Raw genomic sequence first — 18,937 nt, 5'->3', positions numbered from 1 at the left:
CTGAAATAGTTACGGATAATAAAAAAGGACGCTTTTCAGCGTCCCTCATTTATCCGACTTTAACGATTAAAGTGCAGATTTTGCTTTCTCAACTAATGCAGCGAAAGCGACTTTATCAAATACAGCGATATCCGCTAAAATCTTACGGTCGATCTCAACAGACGCTTTTTTCAAGCCGTTGATAAATTTGCTGTAAGATAAGCCGTTTTGACGTGCTGCCGCATTGATACGCGCAATCCATAATTGACGGAATTGACGTTTACGCTGACGGCGGTCACGGTAAGCATATTGTGCCGCTTTAACAACGGCTTGGAAAGCAACGCGATACACGCGTGAACGTGCACCATAATAACCTTTAGCAGCCTTAAGAACTTTCTTATGGCGTGCTCTTGCAATAACACCACGTTTTACACGAGCCATTATTTAAATCTCCTACGTTATTTTAGAACCTAAAGTCCTACATTTATAAAAACTAAAAAAATCGACTAACCGTACGTTGAGCTTAATACGCTTATGCGTATGGTAAGCAGGCAACGACTAATACTTGGTCTGCTTTCGCAACCATTGATTTATGACGTAAATGACGTTTACGTTTAGTGGTTTTCTTAGTCAAAATGTGACGTAAGTGAGATTGTTTACGTTTGAAACCGCCGGACGCTGTTTTTTTGAAACGCTTAGCAGCACCACGTACTGTTTTAATTTTTGGCATTGTTTAATAACTCCGCATTGTTGTTTAACATCATTATAATTAGGCGAACCAAGCGGTGAGATTTGCAAACAATTTTACCAATCTGCCCGCTTGCTTACTTGAACTGCACTAATTATTTCTTTTTCGGGGCAAGCACCATAACTACTTGGCGGCCTTCAAGTTTGCCCGGTGCGGATTCCACCACGGCAAGCTCGGCTAAATCGTTTTTAACACGTTCCAGCACGTCCATTCCAATTTCTTGGTGAGCCATTTCACGTCCGCGGAAGCGAACCGTGATTTTAGCTTTATCCCCGTCTTCCAAAAAGCGAATCAGGCTGCGTAGTTTTACCTGATAGTCGCCTTCGTCTGTGCCGGGACGGAATTTAATTTCCTTCACCTGCACAACTTTCTGCTTTTTCTTCTGCTCTTTTGCGGATTTGGTCTTTTCGTAAATAAACTTACCGTAGTTCATAATACGACAAACAGGCGGCTCGGCATTTGGGCTGATTTCAACTAAGTCTAATTCCGCTTCTTCGGCTTTTGCCAAGGCTTCTTGAATAGACACAATCCCGATTTGTTCGCCGTCTTGGTCGGTTAAACGAACCTCTTTTACACGAATCTCATCATTGATGCGATGAGCCCGATTTGTCTGAACACGTTTGACAGGTTTAATAATACATTCCTCTTGTAAATTTTATTCACGATCATACCGCTTGCAGAAGCTATGATACCTCAATCTCTCTAATGAGAGAAAAACGGGCGATATTTTACCCGTTCTCTCTCCGTTAAGCAAGCAACTTTGCTCGGATTGACGAAATTATTTAATCACGTCCAAGCCGTTCATATAAGGGCGTAATACCTCCGGCACGGTGATTGAACCGTCCGCATTTTGGTAGTTTTCCAACACGGCCACTAATGTCCGACCGACAGCCAACCCTGAACCGTTCAGCGTATGCACAAGGCGGGTTTTCTTCTCGCCTTTGGCTTTGCAACGGGCTTGCATACGGCGGGCTTGGAAATCCCACATATTTGAGCAAGACGAAATTTCACGGTAGGTGTTTTGTGCCGGCAGCCAGACTTCCAAATCGTAGGTTTTCGCCGCACTAAAGCTCATATCGCCGGAGCAAAGCAACATTTTGCGATACGGCAAGCCAAGTAATTGCAGCACGTTTTCAGCGTGTCCGGTTAATTCTTCCAACGCTTCCATTGATTTTTCCGGTGCAACGATTTGCACCATTTCCACTTTATCAAATTGGTGCATTCGGATTAAGCCACGCGTATCACGCCCGTAAGACCCCGCTTCCGCACGGAAACACGGAGTGTGAGCGGTATATTTGAGCGGTAAGCTCTCTTCATCTAAGATCTCATCTCTCACTAAATTGGTTACCGGCACTTCGGCGGTCGGAATCAGTGCATACGGTTTTTGCACTTCATTCGGATCTTGCCCTTCAAGCGGCTGGGTATGGAACAGATCTTCGCCAAATTTCGGTAATTGCCCTGTGCCGTACAGGGTGTCGTGATTGACCAAATAAGGCACATAGGTTTCCGTATAGCCGTGCTGCTCGGTGTGTAAATCCAACATAAATTGACTCAATGCACGGTGTAAACGGGCAATTTGTCCTTTCATCACCACAAAACGGCTGCCGGTCAATTTCACCCCAGCCGGAAAATCCAAGCCGACTAACTGCTCGCCAAGGCTGACGTGATCTTTGACCTCAAAATCAAACTGACGAGGCGTTCCCCAACGGGAAATTTCTACGTTTTCACTGTCATCTTTACCAATCGGCACTTCTTCCGCCGGCAAATTCGGAATGGATAACAATAATTCACGCACTTCCCCCTGCACTTTATCCAGCTCCGCTTTTGCTTGGACGAGAGCATCGCCCATTGAATCCACTTCTGCTAACAGGGCGCTAATATCTTCGCCACGGGCTTTCGCCGCCCCGATATTTTTGGAACGGGCATTACGCTCTGCCTGCAAGGTTTCTGTTTTGACCTGCAAGGCTTTACGCTGTTCCTCAAGGGCGGCAACCTTTTGTGCGTCTAAACTGAAACTGCGTTTTGTCTTGAGAATTTGGGCGACTTCATCTAAATGTGTCCGAAGAAGATTTTGATCAATCATTGTGTATCCTTAATTATCTGTTAGCATTTTTCATAATTCGATCTTTGGCGATTTTCCACTCACGATCCTTCACGTCTTCCCGCTTATCGTGCAGTTTTTTCCCTTTCGCCAATCCGATTTTGACCTTAGCCCACGCCTGTTTCCAATAGAGCGAGAGGGCAACTACTGTAAAGCCGTCTCGGTTCACTTTTCCGAACAGGGAATCCAATTCCCGCTTATTTAACAATAACTTACGGGTGCGAGTCGGATCGCAGACAATATGGGTTGAAGCAACATTCAACGGCGTAATCATCGCCCCGAACAAAAAAGCCTCACCGTTGCGGAAAATCACATAACTATCGCTAATATTTGCTTTGCCCGCCCGCATAGACTTCACTTCCCAGCCTTGCAGTTCAAGCCCTGCTTCAATTTCATCTTCAATAAAATATTCGTGGCGAGCCCGTTTATTCAGGGCAATCGTATTGGACGCCACCTTTGGTTTTTTACTCATAATCCCAATTCATCTATCAAAATTGCCCAAGATTGTACCCTAAATAGCACAAAGTTGAAATTCACAAGCGGGCGTTTATGTCGGAAAATTTGCAAAACATCGCCCCACCTATCCAATGCCGCTTTGCAAGCTGTTACCATTGAGTGATCGGCTTACGGCACATATTGCAAAAAATCCCCGCTATCGATCCGCTTCTAGCCGCTAATCAAATTGATCCGCTAGGATAAATTGCAACACGGCATCCATTCGGAAATGCGGAATGGCATCGGCAAAATCAAGTTTACGGGGTTCAAACTGATCAAACTCAAACCGATTAGTTTGCCAGTAGCTCGGGCTGGGTAGTCGGCTCGGCACACTGCCGGGGTAGAGGGTAATCTGCTTGTTATCTCGGCTGCGCGTTCCCCTTATTGCCTTAAATTTCTCGCCATTTTGGGTGGCAATGACCGCTTCGGTCGCCCGAATTGCGGCAATCGCTTGAAAAGCGGTTTCAATCCCGTCAAATTCTGCGTGCCGCCCTCCTTCCTGTACCAACTGGCGCATTAGGCTTTCTAAATGGGGAATTTGATCCGCCGTGATGTGATCCGCTTTGCTGGCAACAAATAACAACTTGTCGATTTGGGCGGAGAACAAACGGTTGAACAAGGAGCGGCTGCCATAATGAAAATGTTTAAAGAGCTGTTGCAAGCCGATTTTCATCTCAATAAACGCTTCGTGGCTGTGATTAAGCGGTGTCAGGCAATCGGCTAAAATCACTTGACGATCGAATTGCGCAAAATAATCTTGGTAAAACGGTTTAACAATTTTCTGCTGATAGTGGGCATAACGCTTTTTTAGGGTCTGAAAAATACTGTGCGGCGGGCTGTTTTCCAAGCTCTGCCACTGTTCCTCATTCAAATGCAGTAGCGGGAAAAATTGGTAAACCGGCGCTCCCCGCTCACTGTTGGGCAAAACAAAACGCCCCGGCTGGATATATTGCATTCCGGCGGCTTTGCAGGTCAGCAAATAGTCGGTATATTCCGCACTTAACGCAGCCAGTTGATTTTCATCGGCTTTCGCCGCTAAATCAAGCCCTTCCACCTTCGTCTGCCACGTCTGCGCCAATTTTGCCCGCTCGCCGTGATGCACCGCCTGCTGTGCCTGCGACCACTGTTTGAACGATTGCGATAGCAACGGCAAATCCAACAACCATTCCCCCGGATAGTCAAAAATATCCAAATATAAGGTGCTTTGTTCTTTGAAATGGCGTAACAGGCTATCCCGCCGCTGATAGCGAATTGCCAAGCGGATTTCGCTGATTCCGGTGGTCGAAGCCGGCCAGTGCGGCGGCTCTGTCTCTAAACATTGGCGGTTTTTATCATATTCAAAACGGGGAATGGTTAAATCTTGCTGTTCTACCCGCTTGACCGAGAGAATTTGCCCGCTGCGAGCCGGCAAAAACAGGTTGAGATGGGCATTCTCTTGTGTATTGATATGCAACAGTTGATCGACCAAGCTGGTGATAAAGGCGGTTTTACCGCTGCGGCTCAAACCGGTTACGGCCAAACGTAAATGGTTGTCTAGCCCGCGTTGCACAAAGCGGTGCAGTTTGTGTTGTAATTGATGAAACATTTTATCGGTCAATAAACAAAAATTCGTTAAAATATAGCAAATAATCAGTTTAAAGCCTAGAAAAACAGGGGGATAAATGGAAAACGAAATTGAATTGAAATTGATGCTGAATGCGGACAATATTCCTGTGATGTTAGATTGGCTCGCCCGTTTGCCGAGCCTTGCACAAGGGCAGGATCTGCTGGCAAATTGCTACTACGACACCGCCGATCAATTTTTTGCTCGTCATAAAATGGGGCTAAGGGTGCGAACGAAAAATCATCGGCACGAGCTGACGCTCAAAACCGCCGGTAATATTGTCGGCGGTTTGCATATTCGGCCTGAATACAATTTAGCGTTGCCGAACAACCAACCGGATTTCGCCGCCCTTGTAGCGCATTATCAGCTCCAATTTGGAGATATTGGCGAGCTTCACCCCATTTTCAGCACCGATTTTGAGCGGCAATATTGGCTGGTGGCCTACCACGGCTCGCAGATTGAAATCGCTCTCGATCAAGGTTGGATCAAAAACACTTTCGGCAAAGCCCCTATTTGCGAGTTGGAATTTGAGCTAAAACAGGGGAAAATTGCCGATTTGTTTGATCTGCTCGACACCCTGCCAAATGCCTCTGGAATATGGTTGAGCAGCTTGAGCAAAGCGCAACGGGGCTATTTGGTCGGCAACGCCGCAGAGATTGCAAAAAATATCGCAAAACTGACCGCTTGCAATGAGAAAGCGCTCTCCCCTACGGCTCAATATCAATTTGAACAGCAACTGGTGGATTTTATCCGACTTACCCAAGATCCCGCACTGATCGCCCTATATCATCAGCAAAATCCCGATCAACCGATTGACTCCGTGGATTATCTTTACAGTTACACCTATTTAACCCGCAACCTTGCGATAATGCGTTCGCTCGCCCTCCGCTAAGTGAAAAGAAAAGGCGCAAACGCGCCTTTAATTATTTGACTAACTCAAAAGTTTGGGTCGGAAAAATAATATCATCGACCCGAATATCGACCTTATATTTGCCCAAAGGGTCATTTTTATCAAAGCGCCAACATTTGCCGACTGTTTCTTGCCGATTTGGCATCATTGTAGTGATGGTATGGGTTTTCTTATCTTTTGAATATGCTACCGTTGCACCGGCAGACGTGAATTGTGCAGCCTTTGGCGAAATAAAAACTTCAACTACTTTATTCTGCATTTGGAACGGCAGATTAAATGCCGTCCAACATAATTCGTGGTGTTTATTCGCAATAGAATAGGTCAGCCCGACCTCCTGTGCGATTTTATTACTGGTGTCCACTACTCCAAAACGCAATACCGGCGCATTTTGTGGGATTGTTTGGCTCACTTGCGGCTCACTGCTTGCAAACACTGAGGCGGACAAAAATGCCAATGCGACTAAAGATTTCTTCATTCTACGACTCCGATAACGATTGTTGTTGATGTGCCTCTCGCAACTGTTTAGCAACGATAGCGATCGCCTCACCACTACTGATCCCCTGCTGCATCAAGGCTCGAATCTGTTCCACAGCCTGTTGCTGCTGCTCGTGGGTTAAACTTAAAAGTGCATTATCCATATTTGATCTCATCTGTCTAATAAAAATCGGGAAACGACCAGCCAAACCGTGCAAAAAGCTGCTGCCACTGGCTATCAAGCGGTGCGTTTATCGTCATTTTTTGCAAATTATAAGGGTGGGTAAACTGCAAACTGCGTGCGTGTAAAAAGAGCCGATCCACGCCGATATTTGCCGTTAATGCGCGATTTTGATGTAAATCGCCGTAATTGGTATCGCCCATAATCGGGTGAAACAGGTGCTTTAAATGGCGGCGAAGTTGATGTTTTCGTCCGGTTTTCGGGATCAATTTCACTAAGCTATAACGGGCAGTGGCAAATTTCCCTGCCGGATAGGGCATTTCAACCTGTGCTAAAGTAGCATAGTCGGTTACCGCCGGTTGTGCTGCTTTCGGCTGGGAAAATTTATCCGCAATTTTGTCCAGTTGCACTTTGAGCGGATAATCAATACGCCCCTCGCCGTTCAGATAACCCCGCACCACCGCCAAATACTGTTTTTCCACCTGATGGTGTTCAAATTGTTGGCTCATAATGCGGGCAGTATCACTGTCAAGGGCGAACAGTAATACGCCCGAGGTCGGGCGGTCAAGCCGATGAATCGGGAAAACGTGCTGCCCGATTTGATCCCGCAGGCTTTGCATCGCAAACACGGTTTCGTGCTTATCCAACCAGCTTCGATGCACCAGCATTCCCGCCGGTTTGTTTATTACAATCAACTGCTCGTCGTGGTAGAGAATATCCAGCATCATTCGGTTTTCAAGAGGGTTTCGAGCTTGAGCAACGGCTGGTGTAACGCCGCTAAATACGGCTCGTCTTTCAAGGCTTCTTCCAAATACGGCGTAATCGCAAAATTGCGTGGCAGCTCTGCCCCTGCCTCCAATATTGCCTGCATTCTGGGGATAAAAATCCACTGCAACCATTGGCTTGGGGTCAGCACGTTCACACAAAACGGATCGGTATTGGCTAATTTCTCCGGCGAGGGCGGTGTTTCTTCCCATAATTGATGCACCCTCAAGGCAATTTGCAATTCCCCCAGCAGTGCGCCGACTTGAGTTTTCATAGATTATCCTTTATAAAGCGTACATTAGCGGCAAAATATAAGGATAAAATATGCAAAATCAACCCACCATTCTCCAAAAGATTGTTAAAGACAAAGCCGTTTGGCTCGCCGAGCAACAGCAACGCTTGCCCCTTGCCGATTTTCAAGCACAACTGACCGCCTGCGATCGTGATTTTTATCACGCCTTATCGGTCGGTTCGCATCCGCGTCCGGTCTATATTTTGGAGTGTAAAAAAGCCTCGCCGTCTAAAGGGTTAATCCGTGCTGATTTTAATTTAGAAGCGATTGCGCAGATGTATCGCCATTATGCCGCCGTGATCTCGGTACTGACTGACGAAGCCTATTTCCAAGGGGATTTCCGCTATCTTGAGCAAGTCCGCCGCCAAGTCAGCCAGCCCGTGTTATGTAAAGATTTTATTATCTCGCCTTATCAAATCTATCTTGCCCGCTACTATCAAGCCGATGCCGTTTTACTGATGCTGTCGGTACTGGACGATGAAAGCTACCGCCGGTTAAGCGACATTGCCCACTCACTTGGAATGGGGGTTTTGACCGAAACCAGCAACGAGCAGGAATTTGAACGGGCGCTTGCCCTGCAAGCCAAAGTAATCGGCGTTAATAACCGCAACTTGCACGATTTGTCGATTGATATGCAGCGCATTGTCCGTTTGGTCGAAAAATACCAAGATCGCATTCCGCCCGACACACGTCTGATTAGCGAATCCGGCATTTATAATCATCAACAAGTGCGGCAAATCAAACCGTTCGCACACGGCTTTCTCATCGGCAGCAGTTTAATGGGGAATGCCGATCTCAACGGTGCGGTCAGAGCCATTATCTATGGTGAAAATAAAGTGTGCGGTTTAACCCGCCCGCAAGATGTCAGTACCGCCTATCAGACAGGGGCGCTATACGGCGGGCTGATCTTTGCCGAAAACTCGCCCCGAGCCGTGTCGCTACGCCAAGCGCAAGAACTGGTAACCCAAGCACCGCTGCGGTTTGTCGGCGTATTCCAAGATCAAGCGGTCGAATTTGTCGAAAAAATGGCAAAACAGCTCGAACTCTATGCCGTACAGCTACACGGTAATGAAGATGATAGCTACATTGAAACGCTGCGTACAAAGCTGGGGGAGCAAACACAGATCTGGCGTGCGGTTTCGATTGAGCCGAACCAAACCGAGTGCCATTTTTCGGATAACCCGCTCATCTCACGCTATGTATTGGATAGCAAAACCGCAGGGCAACAAGGCGGCACGGGCGTGAGCTTTGATTGGCACTGCATTCCGAGCGAAATCAAACCCAAAGCATTACTTGCCGGCGGGATCGGGCTTCACAATATTGACGCTGCCCTTGCACAAGGCTGCTTAGGCGTGGATCTCAACTCCGGCGTAGAAAGTGCCAAAGGGGTGAAAGATGCCGAAAAAATCCGTTGCCTGTTTTCTCGCATTGTTGAAGCCTAGGGGGGTTGTAATGAAAGATCGCTCTGCGGCACTCTTACTGATTTTGGGCTGTGTGTTATTCGGGCTAGGCAGCCTTATCGTCAAATTTGTGCCGGTCGGTACTTATGCCATCGCATTTTGGCGGCTGTTGATTGCCACCGGCATTTTTTGGTTGTTACTTAAACTGTACCGCAAACCGCTTCCTCGCAACCGTAAGGCAATCGGTTGGGCGGCATTATCGGGGGTTTTGCTCGCTTTCGATCTTGCCTTTTGGCACGAAAGTATCCACGCCGTCGGGCCGGGCATTTCGACACTACTGAACAGTTTGCAAATCTTCTTTTTAGCCGCAATCGGTTGGCTGTTTTTCCACGAAAAGCAGAGCAAAATGCAACTGTTCAGCCTGATACTCGCGGTTATCGGCGTGCTGCTGATCGCCAGCCCCGAACTTAGCCACAATCTACAAGGCGGTTACGGCATTTTTATCGGGCTGCTCTCCGGTGCGTGCTTGGCCGGTTCAATGGCGGCGATTCGTCAGGCACACCAAGCCCAGCCAATCGCCCTTTTCCCGTTAATGTGGATTATCAGTTTCAGCGGCGCATTGGCACTGATTTTGCCTGCGTTGTGGCTGAACGCTGACACGCTTTACCCAACCACCGCCAAAGACGTTGGTTTAATCGTGATTTACGGCATTGTAATGCAATGTATTGCGTGGGGGCTGATTGCCTACACCATTCCCAAATTAAGCCTTGGATTAACTGGGTTGTTATTACTAACCGAACCTATTGCGGCATTATTGATTGACGCATTTTGGCTGGCAAAACCGATTAACGCTTCCCGATGGTGCGGAGCATTTTTGACGCTGCTTGCTATCTATTTAGGCTCAAGCCGAGACAAGCATTAAATTTCCACTTAAATAAATAGCCAAATTGCATAAAAAATTTCTTTTTGCCGATTGACATAGCTATCTAGACGTCTAAAATACAAAACGTCATTTATTTAATAAGCGAGATTTATTCTTATGATTGAGCTGAAGCAAATCAGCAAACAATTTGAGGTCAAAGGACAGAAAATCACGGCGTTGGATAACGTGAATTTAACTGTTCCGAAAGGCACGATTTATGGGGTAATCGGCTCGTCCGGTGCGGGTAAAAGTACCCTCATTCGATGTGTGAACCTACTTGAACGCCCAACAATGGGGCAAGTGATCATTGACGGCAAAGATTTAACCGCCTTATCCGAAAACGAGTTAATTCTCGCACGCCGCCAAATCGCAATGATTTTCCAGCATTTCAACCTGTTATCATCACGCACCGTATTTGAAAATGTGGCATTGCCTTTGGAATTAAGCCATACGCCGAAAGCCAATATTGAGAAAAAAGTTACCGAACTATTGAGCTTAGTCGGGCTGGCGGATAAACGGGACGTTTACCCAAGCAACCTATCCGGCGGGCAAAAACAGCGGGTGGCGATTGCCCGCGCACTTGCCAGCGATCCGCAAGTATTACTCTGCGATGAAGCCACTAGCGCCCTCGATCCCGCCACTACCCAAGCGATTTTGCAGCTACTCAAAGAGATCAACAAACGGCTCGGATTAACTATTTTACTGATTACTCACGAAATGGACGTGGTGAAACGTATTTGTGATCGGGTGGCGGTGATTGATAAAGGTCGCCTTGTTGAAAGCGGTTCGGTCAGCGAGATTTTTTCCAACCCGAAAACCGAGTTGGCACAACGCTTTATCCAATCGACATTCCATATTGAGCTGCCGCAGGAATATATCGATCAGCTCTCCCCAACGGTCAGCGAGAGCCATTACAAACCGATTATCAAGTTTGAATTTACCGGTCGCTCTGTCGATGCGCCGCTACTTTCCCACGCATCAAAAAAATTCGGCATTGATTTCAGCATTTTAATGTCGCAAATCGACTATGCCGGCGGGGTGAAATTCGGCTTTGTGATTGCGGAAGTGGAAGGCGACAGCGATGCGATTGCCGAGGCAAAATTCTATTTAATTGATAATAATGTAAAAGTGGAGGTGCTTGGCTATGTGGGCTGATTTTCTCAACCAACTCACCCCGAAAATGTGGGAATTAGTGGCATTGTCCACCTTAGAAACGCTCTATATGGGCTTTGTAGCAACCTTGCTTGCCGTGGTAGTCGGCTTGCCGATCGGCTTTGTCGCCTTTTTAACCGGTAAAGGTGAAATTTTAGAACATAAAGGCTTACACCAAGTATTAGATGTGATCATCAACATCGGGCGTTCCGTGCCGTTTATCATTTTATTGGTGGTACTCTTGCCGTTTACTCGCTTATTAGTCGGCACAACCTTAGGCACAACGGCGGCGATCGTGCCGTTAAGCGTCTCTGCTATTCCGTTCTTTGCCCGTTTAACCGCCAATGCGCTACTTGAAATCCCAAGCGGTTTAACCGAAGCGGCAAAATCAATGGGGGCAACCAACTGGCAGGTTGTTACCAAATTCTATCTGCCGGAATCCCTGCCGATTTTAATCAACGGCATTACCCTCACCCTCGTGGCGTTAATTGGCTACTCGGCAATGGCGGGCGCAGTCGGCGGCGGCGGCTTGGGAAATTTGGCAATTAGCTACGGCGAGCATCGTAATATGGTTTATGTCAAATGGATCGCTACTGTCATTATTGTCGCGATTGTGATGATTAGCCAAAAAGTAGGCGATAACCTCGCCAAACGTTACGATCATCGCTAACCCTTTTCTTTTGTAAACACAACATAAGGATCTCCTATGAACTTCAAAAAAATCATCGGTATCGCCCTCGTTTCTGCTTTGGCATTAACGGGCTGTAAAGACGAAAAAAGCCCGCAAAGCTCGGCAGCAACACAAAAAATCAAAGTCGGCGTAATGTCCGGCCCTGAACATACCGTAGCGGAAAAAGCGGCGCAAATTGCCAAAGCACAATACGGTTTAGAGGTGGAATTTGTGCTGTTTAACGACTACGCCCTGCCAAATACGGCGGTAAGCAAAGGCGATTTAGACGCTAACGCTTTCCAACACAAACCTTATTTGGATAAAGACTCCGCCACCAAAAATTTGAATAATTTAGTGATTGTCGGCAACACTTTTGTTTACCCGTTAGCCGGTTACTCCAAAAAAATCAAAAATGCCGCAGATTTAGCCGAAGGGGCGGTCGTGGCTGTGCCGAACGATCCGAGCAACCTCGCCCGAGCGTTGATCCTGCTTGAAAAGCAAGGCTTGATTAAACTCAAAGATAACACCAGCTTATTTGCGACCTCATTAGATATTGTTGAAAATCCGAAAAACCTCAAAATTCAAGAAGTGGATACCTCTGTGGCAGCTAAAGCGTTAGACGATGTTGATTTGGCGGTGGTAAATAACACTTACGCTGGTCAAGTCGGCTTGAATGCGTCCGAACACGGCGTATTTGTGGAGGATAAAGAGTCCCCTTACGTCAATATTATCGTGGCACGTCAAGATAACAAAGAGAGTGCCGCTGTACAAAATTTTGTGAAATCCTACCAAACAGAAGCGGTTTTCCAAGAAGCCCAAGCCCACTTTAAAGACGGTGTGGTTAAAGGCTGGTAAAAGTTGTAAGCGGTCGGATAGTCGGCAAAATTTGCAAAAAACCGGCTCAAACTGACCGCCTGTTTTCACTTTGTTTACATTTTTCATATTTTTCGTATAAGGAATAAAAATGAACATTAAAAAATTATTCGGTTTAGCCGTGATTTCCGCCTTAGCTTTAACCGGCTGTAAAGAAGAACAAAACACGCAAGCTGCCAAAGTAGAAAGCCGTGAAATTAAAATCGGCGTAATGCAAGGCCCTGAAGCACAAGTTGCCGAAGTTGCGGCGAAAATTGCGAAAGAAAAATACGGCTTAAACGTAAAATTAGTGGAGTTTAGTGAATACACGCAACCGAACGATGCGCTACACCGTAAAGATTTAGACGCTAACGCTTTCCAAACCAAACCTTATATGGATCAGGAAAGTAAAGATCGCGGCTATACGTTGGCGATTATCGGCAATACTTTCACTTTCCCAATGGCAGCGTACTCGAAAAAAGTCAAAACCCTTGACGAACTCAAAGACGGCGCACAGATTGCTATTCCAAACAACCCAAGCAACGTCGGACGGGCATTGCTATTATTGCAAGCGAAAGGGTTAATCAAACTGCAAGACCCGACTAATCTGTTTGCAACCGAAATTGATGTGATTGAAAACCCGAAAAATGTTACGTTCAAACAGGTTGATAGCGCATTACTGCCTCGTACCTTAGACGATGTGGATTTAGCGGTAATCAACAATACCTATGCCGGTCAGGCAGGGCTTACCCCTGAAAAAGACGGCGTTGTGGTTGAAGATAAAGAATCGCCTTATGTCAATTTAATCGTATCCCGTGAAGATAACAAAGATGACGAAGCACTCAAAACCTTTGTGAAAGCCTGGCAGACCGAAGAAGTCTATCAAGCAGCACTCAAACTGTTTGAAGGCGGCGTTGTAAAAGGCTGGTAATTTTAACAGAATGTAGGGACACACTGCGTGTGTCCTTTATAAAAATCAAATTATTTCAATAGGTTCAAACCCGGACACACGCAGTGTGTCCCTACAAGCGAATAAAAAACAACGTTGTGCAACGGCTACATAATATTGAGAAAACACGGGTTATTTGCAAAAATAGCCGCCTTTCTCACCGCTTGCATTTTATTGATTTTTTGATGGATAAGGATTTTTATGAAACTCACCGGATTAGTTAAGGCCATTGCCCTCTCCACTTTATTCACCTTAGCTGCCTGTAATGAAAAGCAGGAAAAACTGAAAGTCGGCGTTATTTCCGGCCCGGAACACGAAGTAATGGAAGTGGCAGCCAAAGTAGCGAAGGAAATCTATAATCGAGATATCGAATTGGTCGTATTCACCGATTACGCCAGCCCGAACGAAGCGTTAAACAAAGGCGATTTAGATGTGAATGCCTTCCAACACAAACCCTATTTAGACAAACAAATTGAAGATAAAGGCTACAAATTAGTGCCGGTCGGCAATACCTTTGTTTACCCGATTGCTGCCTATTCCAAAAAGATCAAATCATTAGCCGAACTGAAAGACGGGGATAAAATCGCCGTGCCGAACGACCCGACTAATCTAGGCAGATCTTTGATTTTATTGGAAAAGCAAGGGCTGATTAAGCTCAAAGACAGTACCAATTTGCAATCCACCCGTGTGGATATTATTGATAATCCGAAAAACCTCGCTATTCAAGAGATCGAAGCCCCTCTTCTGCCAAGAACCCTTGACGATGTGGCATTTTCAATTATCAATACCACTTACGCTGGACAAATCGGTTTAACGCCGACTAAAGACGGTCTTTTTGTGGAAGACAAAGAGTCCCCTTACGTTAATTTGATCGTTGCACGCCAAGCCAACCAAGGTAGCCCACTCGTGAAAGATTTCGTGAAAGCCTACCAGTCGGAAGCGGTCTTTAACAAAGCAAACGAAGTTTTCAAAGGCGCAATGGTGAAAGGTTGGGAATAATCGCCATTTGAGATTGATATTGAAGGGGTTTTCAATCCTCTTTTGCAAACTGTCCTGTTAAACAGACCGCTTGCACTAGCAAGCGGTCTTTTCATTAAGGGATTTTACCGACTAGAACAGATAACTTAGCTGTGCGCCAATCTGTGTCCGTTTTAACTTCCCTTTTGCGACACCGTTTCGGTGGCTGGCATTCAGGCTTAGTTTTACATTCGGGCTAAAGGCATATTCGGCTTCACCTTTAAATAGTACCGCACTGCCTAACCGTCCTTGCTTAAAGGTTTGCTGCTGATTGGCAATAAGGGTCGCCGAGCCTTGATGTTCAATATTATGCTCATAGAACATACCGGCTTTAAGGCGTAATTTATCCAAATCAAGATTGAAGTAACTCCCTGCTAACGCTATAAAGCTACGATATGGTGTGAAATCTGCCTGCCAATTTTGTGCAAGATTATCCTGCACCGTCATAGTCAACTGTTGGTAGCCTACTCCTACAACGGGTGTAAGGCTGAATTGCCCGAACGGTATCCGATAGCCTAACTCACTACGCAAATTAAACTGTTTACCTTTCACTTTCGCACTCTCTTTGCTCTCTTGTGCCGAGATTTTCCCGCTGTGCCAATGATAATCTAGGTAGCTGTTAATCACTCCGTTTTGCCCCCATTGATTGTGTAAGCCCAACAATAAGGAGGTCGTTTTATAATTGGCTTGGCTCTCACCGTCTGCGGCATTTGGCGTTACTTTTTGTTTACTAAAGCCCACCCCTGCGTGAAGTTCGCTACGCTCGCCAAGCGGTAAATAGCCGCCAAACAACGTACTGTTTTGTTCCGCTTTGAAGCCGAAACCGTAGTCGTTAAAAGAGAGATCCGACTGATAACGTGAGTTGCTATGTAGCTGATTAACGTAAAATCCTTTTTTATTCTCTGCCCAAAGGTTTTGCGTAAACTGTTGTTGTAACATATTACCTTGCGCCACCATCGCTGTTTTTGCCACCAAATAAGACGGCATTCGTGATTTTAATTTGACACGCGCCTCGGCAGTATTGTCAATTTGTGGAGGTTGTGCCGTATTAACCGATGGTTTTTCTCCCGCCTTATCTTCAATATCTACCCTATTTTCTGTATTCGGTTGAGAGACGGCCGGTTTATCATTGCGAGAAGCGTTTTCACTCGGCTTGTTCTCAACATTTGCCGTTTCATCAGTATTTGGTTGAGAAACAGTCGGTTGATCGCCAGCGGTCGGATTGTCGTTCGGGCGATCTCCACTCACCGGCGGCTTAGGCTGCTCGGTATGGTTTTCGTCCGTTTGATTAGGCTGATTACCTTGCTCAATCGGTTGCTCGGCATAAGCAATTATTGGACTCACTTTTGTGCCGTCCTCACGAACTAACGCCGTTTGCAGACGGTAATCATAATAATCTGAATTATGTTCACCGAAGCCATTACTTGCCGCATCACTCATTCGTTTATCGACACTGACTAAGGCAAAATCAAAGAGATCATTCGGGTCATTTGCTATTGTTTCGCCGAGTTCAAACTGCCCAAGTTTACCCTGTCCTTTCACTTGTACAAGGGAGATACCTTCATCGGCATCATATTGTCCATTGCCGTTAGTATCGGAAAACCCTTTCTTACTGCCGTGGAGTTTGAGATCAACCGGAATGGCTTTCTCCGTATTGAGATTACCCCAAATCAAGAGCTGATCGTGTTGCCAATTCTTCATCTCATCTTGCGTATTCGCCACGCCTAACGCCACTTTAGCGCCAAGATTATCAACATCATTAAAGTGTAAGGTGTGTGGTGTAAAGGTTTCGGCAAAGGCACTTGGTACGATACGGCTGCCTTCCTCCCACGTTGCCGGTGCAGTGATGCGACCATTACCGCCGAGGGTAGTATCGGTTGCCAGCCTGAAATGGCTACCGCCTAATGTGCCGTTTAACGCTACCGAACCGCCATTGATATGGCTGACGCCGGTATGCCGATAATTTCCCGATAATGCCAAATGCCCTTCGCCCTGTTTAAAGAGATTACCTGCACCCGTTACTGTTGCATCAAGACGAGCGGCTTGATCTTTCTCACTATCGATCACTAAATTAGCATCTTGTTCTAATACCGCATTTTTCAGACTAACGTCAGTATTATTGACCAAATAAGCCATTGCGCCGGTACGGACAGTTAAATCGTTGGCTTGATGCTGACTGCCAGGGGCATAAACAATCGCACCGCTTTTCACATCAACAATATTCAACACACTATTGCCAGCCAATGCAAGGCTAGACACCGCGGTATTCGGGTGATAGGTGAGATCCAAAGCGCCTTTTTCATCGCCCATTTTACCCAGTATCGCCCGATGCCCGACTAAACGGTAGGTGAGTTTCGCCGGACTATCGCTATGATTGACGATATGTCCGTTAATCACATCGGCTCTTAACCCCGTATTTTCGTTATTCTGCTCGGCAAGTTCTAACAATTGTCCATTCACATCTAACGTACCTTGCTCCAAATAAATTTGACTTAAATTCATTTGATCAGCACTGCCCAAACGCACTGTACCGTGCTGGTTGACCAAGACGGCAGCAAAGGCTTGTTTTTCACCCTGCTCGTTGGCTTGCTGATTGAGAGTTGCAATGCCCTCATCTACAACTAAACGCCCGTTATTGATGCCTGCACCGACTTTGACCATTTCGCCATCGCCGATTTTATAAAAGGTTTCCTCTTGCTCTGTTTGATAGGAAAAATCTTTATTTTCCGGTGCTCTGCTATCACGGTAAATGATGTTATCTTTCCAAAGTAATTCTTGTAAATTCAAGCGAACAAACGCAATATCTCTCGCAGCTCCGTTTGCATCATCTTCATATAACAAGCCGATTTCGCCGTTTGGTAATTCTGTCAAGCTACTATAAGCGTATCGATCCGGTGAAATAGTTGTGTTGTATTTCCACTCAATTGAGCCGTCTTCTTGTACTTCTCCCAGCCATACTTTACCGTTTGAGCGACGTTGGCTGTTATGATTGGTATTGTGCGGATTAGACAAAATAACATATTCCTTGCCGTTAATCCGTTTGGAGTATTTAATTACGGAAAGCTGGGTATAAGGTTCAAGTATTACCGGGTCAATTTCAACATTAGGCAACCAAGTGTAACCGCCGTCCTTACTGGTAGCGATAAAGACATTACCTTTAAGGCTACGGGCAAAGAGTTTAACATCACCATTATCCAATTCGATTACTTGGGATTCGGTAATGATATGGCTATTATCATTAAGTAATCGAGAGCCGCCTGCTTGAGCGAAAATTCGGTCGTTCGGCGATTCTCCCCTTTCCCACGTTTCTCCACCGTCACGGCTAATAATCACCGCAGACGATTGTGAAGGACCGCCGTTAGGATTGGTATAGTAAATCGGCATCACTAAATTGCCGTTCTTTAACTGAATCCCAGACCCCGGACCAGTACCGATAAATCGCATCCAGTCGGCTTTGACTTGCGGTGTAATATCTTTCGGATTAGACCACGTTTGTCCGTCATCATCACTGTATGTCAGCCATAGGGAAGCGGTCTTTTTCGCTTTGAGCGGTGCAGAATCGTTACCTTCCCAATTTGTGAGTAAAAAGATGTTACCCAAACGCTGATCGCCTTGATACAAATCCCCTAAATCTTTAAAGGATCGCTGCGGTTCGCCTTCAACCACAACACGATAATCGGTCGGTTGATTTGCTTCGTTATAGACGATCCCGTTTTCCCGCACAGTAAACTGATTATTTTGAGCATCTAACAACACGCGGTAAGACTTACCGTTAATCTCCTTATAGCCCGTACCTTCACCTTCAAGGGAGTTGATGCCGAAGAAACCACGGGTTTCAGGGAACATATCTACCAGCATAAATACCCGTCCGGAGTTTTTATCCTGCACCATTAGCGGATCGATTAAAAATGCTGAATTTTCATTACCGTACGGCTGCTCGGCAAGATCAATAATCACCTTGTCCTCTTGCCAAGTTTTGCCCCCGTCCGTACTACGGCGAATCACCGTATCAATATTGCTCCAGTCGGCAGCATGCTGATGACGTTTATCTACCGCTGCAATGGTAACGCCGTTTTTAGTGGTGAGCAGTGATGGAATACGGTAATTCTCTGCACCGCCTTGCCCGCTAACAAATAACGACTGTTTCTCTGCTCTGAGTGCACCGAATGCCTCACCACGCCCTAAACGCTCCGTATGAGTCGCCAAAATCGCCTGATGCTTCGCTTTTACTTGCTCGGCGGTCAATACCTCTTTCGTTAAATCCGCATAATAAATATTACTGATAGTACGCCAATCTTTTATATCATTACGCTCGGTTCTGCCTAAAAAAGCTAAAAGCGAGCGAGATAAGTTGTGCGAAAAAAGTGAGATAATTTACTTCTCGACTTGTTTCACATACTGCAACAGTCTTACATTTTTATCCCCAG

At 46.1% G+C, this 18,937-nt stretch carries 19 protein-coding genes; 8 read left to right on the top strand and 11 right to left on the bottom strand.

Annotated features, from left to right (window positions below; translation table 11 throughout):
• Positions 1-66: 66 nt before the first annotated feature.
• The 6 genes from rplT to RO21_RS04775 form a co-directional block, all read right to left on the bottom strand.
• Positions 67-420: a 50S ribosomal protein L20 gene (gene rplT, locus RO21_RS04800; protein WP_006249240.1), complete on the bottom strand. Its 354-nt coding sequence runs from the start codon at positions 418-420 to the stop codon at positions 67-69.
• A gap of 91 nt (positions 421-511) precedes the next feature.
• Positions 512-709 (bottom strand): 50S ribosomal protein L35, encoded by a 198-nt coding sequence (gene rpmI / locus RO21_RS04795; RefSeq protein WP_005596065.1) that lies wholly within the window; start codon positions 707-709, stop codon positions 512-514.
• A 112-nt stretch (positions 710-821) separates the two neighbouring features.
• Positions 822-1,361 carry a translation initiation factor IF-3 gene (gene infC, locus RO21_RS04790; RefSeq protein ID WP_084724248.1) on the bottom strand — a complete coding sequence of 180 codons (540 nt, stop codon included), beginning with the start codon at positions 1,359-1,361 and terminating at the stop codon, positions 822-824.
• A gap of 144 nt (positions 1,362-1,505) precedes the next feature.
• Positions 1,506-2,810, bottom strand: coding sequence for a serine--tRNA ligase (gene serS / locus RO21_RS04785; RefSeq protein ID WP_047976659.1), 1,305 nt, complete (start codon positions 2,808-2,810; stop codon positions 1,506-1,508).
• A 13-nt stretch (positions 2,811-2,823) separates the two neighbouring features.
• Positions 2,824-3,300: an SsrA-binding protein SmpB gene (gene smpB / locus RO21_RS04780; protein WP_047976658.1), complete on the bottom strand. Its 477-nt coding sequence runs from the start codon at positions 3,298-3,300 to the stop codon at positions 2,824-2,826.
• 201 nt (positions 3,301-3,501) lie between these two features.
• Positions 3,502-4,908, bottom strand: a complete 1,407-nt coding sequence (locus tag RO21_RS04775; protein WP_047976714.1) for a YcjX family GTP-binding protein — start codon at positions 4,906-4,908, stop codon at positions 3,502-3,504.
• 76 nt (positions 4,909-4,984) lie between these two features.
• Here RO21_RS04775 and RO21_RS04770 point away from each other — a divergent pair, with 76 nt between their 5' ends.
• Positions 4,985-5,818: a CYTH domain-containing protein gene (locus RO21_RS04770; protein WP_047976657.1), complete on the top strand. Its 834-nt coding sequence runs from the start codon at positions 4,985-4,987 to the stop codon at positions 5,816-5,818.
• Positions 5,819-5,849: 31 nt separating this feature from the next.
• Here RO21_RS04770 and RO21_RS04765 read toward each other — a convergent pair whose 3' ends face one another.
• From RO21_RS04765 to RO21_RS04755, 4 genes are read right to left on the bottom strand one after another with little or no spacing between them, the layout of a single operon-like run.
• On the bottom strand, positions 5,850-6,311 hold the full coding sequence (locus RO21_RS04765) for a hypothetical protein (RefSeq protein ID WP_047976656.1): 462 nt from the start codon (positions 6,309-6,311) through the stop codon (positions 5,850-5,852).
• A 1-nt stretch (position 6,312) separates the two neighbouring features.
• Positions 6,313-6,474 (bottom strand): YoaH family protein, encoded by a 162-nt coding sequence (locus tag RO21_RS12420; protein ID WP_084724247.1) that lies wholly within the window; start codon positions 6,472-6,474, stop codon positions 6,313-6,315.
• A 16-nt stretch (positions 6,475-6,490) separates the two neighbouring features.
• On the bottom strand, positions 6,491-7,219 hold the full coding sequence (gene truC, locus RO21_RS04760) for a tRNA pseudouridine(65) synthase TruC (RefSeq protein ID WP_047976655.1): 729 nt from the start codon (positions 7,217-7,219) through the stop codon (positions 6,491-6,493).
• A complete protein-coding gene (locus tag RO21_RS04755) occupies positions 7,216-7,530 on the bottom strand; it encodes a YqcC family protein (protein ID WP_047976654.1) in 315 nt (104 codons plus the stop codon). The genes truC and RO21_RS04755 overlap by 4 nt, the downstream gene beginning before the upstream one ends.
• A 50-nt stretch (positions 7,531-7,580) precedes the next feature.
• Between RO21_RS04755 and trpCF the strand changes: the two genes are divergently transcribed.
• From trpCF to metQ, 7 genes are all read left to right on the top strand, one after another.
• Positions 7,581-8,990 carry a bifunctional indole-3-glycerol-phosphate synthase TrpC/phosphoribosylanthranilate isomerase TrpF gene (gene trpCF, locus RO21_RS04750; RefSeq protein ID WP_047976653.1) on the top strand — a complete coding sequence of 470 codons (1,410 nt, stop codon included), beginning with the start codon at positions 7,581-7,583 and terminating at the stop codon, positions 8,988-8,990.
• 10 nt (positions 8,991-9,000) lie between these two features.
• Complete coding sequence (locus RO21_RS04745; protein WP_047976652.1) at positions 9,001-9,870, top strand: DMT family transporter; 870 nt, start codon at positions 9,001-9,003, stop codon at positions 9,868-9,870.
• A gap of 117 nt (positions 9,871-9,987) precedes the next feature.
• Entirely contained in the window at positions 9,988-11,025 is a 1,038-nt protein-coding gene (metN, locus tag RO21_RS04740; RefSeq protein WP_047976651.1) for a methionine ABC transporter ATP-binding protein MetN, read from the top strand.
• Complete coding sequence (locus RO21_RS04735; protein WP_047976650.1) at positions 11,015-11,692, top strand: methionine ABC transporter permease; 678 nt, start codon at positions 11,015-11,017, stop codon at positions 11,690-11,692. Before metN ends, RO21_RS04735 begins: the two co-directional genes overlap by 11 nt.
• Before the next feature lie 36 nt (positions 11,693-11,728).
• Entirely contained in the window at positions 11,729-12,547 is an 819-nt protein-coding gene (locus RO21_RS04730) for a MetQ/NlpA family lipoprotein (RefSeq protein ID WP_047976649.1), read from the top strand.
• 109 nt (positions 12,548-12,656) lie between these two features.
• Positions 12,657-13,475 (top strand): MetQ/NlpA family lipoprotein, encoded by an 819-nt coding sequence (locus tag RO21_RS04725; RefSeq protein WP_047976648.1) that lies wholly within the window; start codon positions 12,657-12,659, stop codon positions 13,473-13,475.
• Between the two features lie 219 nt (positions 13,476-13,694).
• A complete protein-coding gene (gene metQ, locus RO21_RS04720) occupies positions 13,695-14,492 on the top strand; it encodes a methionine ABC transporter substrate-binding lipoprotein MetQ (protein WP_047976647.1) in 798 nt (265 codons plus the stop codon).
• A gap of 111 nt (positions 14,493-14,603) precedes the next feature.
• Here metQ and RO21_RS12110 read toward each other — a convergent pair whose 3' ends face one another.
• Positions 14,604-18,755: an exo-alpha-sialidase gene (locus RO21_RS12110; protein WP_053067710.1), complete on the bottom strand. Its 4,152-nt coding sequence runs from the start codon at positions 18,753-18,755 to the stop codon at positions 14,604-14,606.
• Between the last annotated feature and the right edge of the window lie 182 nt (positions 18,756-18,937).

Origin of the sequence: Muribacter muris, from assembly GCF_001038205.1 — a bacterium.
GTDB lineage: Bacteria > Pseudomonadota > Gammaproteobacteria > Enterobacterales > Pasteurellaceae > Muribacter > Muribacter muris.
Note: the sequence above shows the minus strand (reverse complement) of the source record. Positions and strands in the feature narration are given on the sequence as shown.

Excerpts from the sequence above, each read along its gene's own strand:
- rplT (WP_006249240.1), bottom strand. The coding sequence starts at position 420 with ATGGCTCGTGTAAAACGTGGTGTTATTGCAAGAGCACGCCATAAGAAA.
- rpmI (WP_005596065.1), bottom strand. The coding sequence starts at position 709 with ATGCCAAAAATTAAAACAGTACGTGGTGCTGCTAAGCGTTTCAAAAAA.
- serS (WP_047976659.1), bottom strand. The coding sequence starts at position 2,810 with ATGATTGATCAAAATCTTCTTCGGACACATTTAGATGAAGTCGCCCAA.
- smpB (WP_047976658.1), bottom strand. The coding sequence starts at position 3,300 with ATGAGTAAAAAACCAAAGGTGGCGTCCAATACGATTGCCCTGAATAAA.
- RO21_RS04775 (WP_047976714.1), bottom strand. The coding sequence starts at position 4,908 with ATGTTTCATCAATTACAACACAAACTGCACCGCTTTGTGCAACGCGGG.
- RO21_RS04770 (WP_047976657.1), top strand. The coding sequence starts at position 4,985 with ATGGAAAACGAAATTGAATTGAAATTGATGCTGAATGCGGACAATATT.
- RO21_RS04765 (WP_047976656.1), bottom strand. The coding sequence starts at position 6,311 with ATGAAGAAATCTTTAGTCGCATTGGCATTTTTGTCCGCCTCAGTGTTT.
- RO21_RS12420 (WP_084724247.1), bottom strand. The coding sequence starts at position 6,474 with ATGGATAATGCACTTTTAAGTTTAACCCACGAGCAGCAGCAACAGGCT.
- truC (WP_047976655.1), bottom strand. The coding sequence starts at position 7,219 with ATGATGCTGGATATTCTCTACCACGACGAGCAGTTGATTGTAATAAAC.
- RO21_RS04755 (WP_047976654.1), bottom strand. The coding sequence starts at position 7,530 with ATGAAAACTCAAGTCGGCGCACTGCTGGGGGAATTGCAAATTGCCTTG.
- trpCF (WP_047976653.1), top strand. The coding sequence starts at position 7,581 with ATGCAAAATCAACCCACCATTCTCCAAAAGATTGTTAAAGACAAAGCC.
- RO21_RS04745 (WP_047976652.1), top strand. The coding sequence starts at position 9,001 with ATGAAAGATCGCTCTGCGGCACTCTTACTGATTTTGGGCTGTGTGTTA.
- metN (WP_047976651.1), top strand. The coding sequence starts at position 9,988 with ATGATTGAGCTGAAGCAAATCAGCAAACAATTTGAGGTCAAAGGACAG.
- RO21_RS04735 (WP_047976650.1), top strand. The coding sequence starts at position 11,015 with ATGTGGGCTGATTTTCTCAACCAACTCACCCCGAAAATGTGGGAATTA.
- RO21_RS04730 (WP_047976649.1), top strand. The coding sequence starts at position 11,729 with ATGAACTTCAAAAAAATCATCGGTATCGCCCTCGTTTCTGCTTTGGCA.
- RO21_RS04725 (WP_047976648.1), top strand. The coding sequence starts at position 12,657 with ATGAACATTAAAAAATTATTCGGTTTAGCCGTGATTTCCGCCTTAGCT.
- metQ (WP_047976647.1), top strand. The coding sequence starts at position 13,695 with ATGAAACTCACCGGATTAGTTAAGGCCATTGCCCTCTCCACTTTATTC.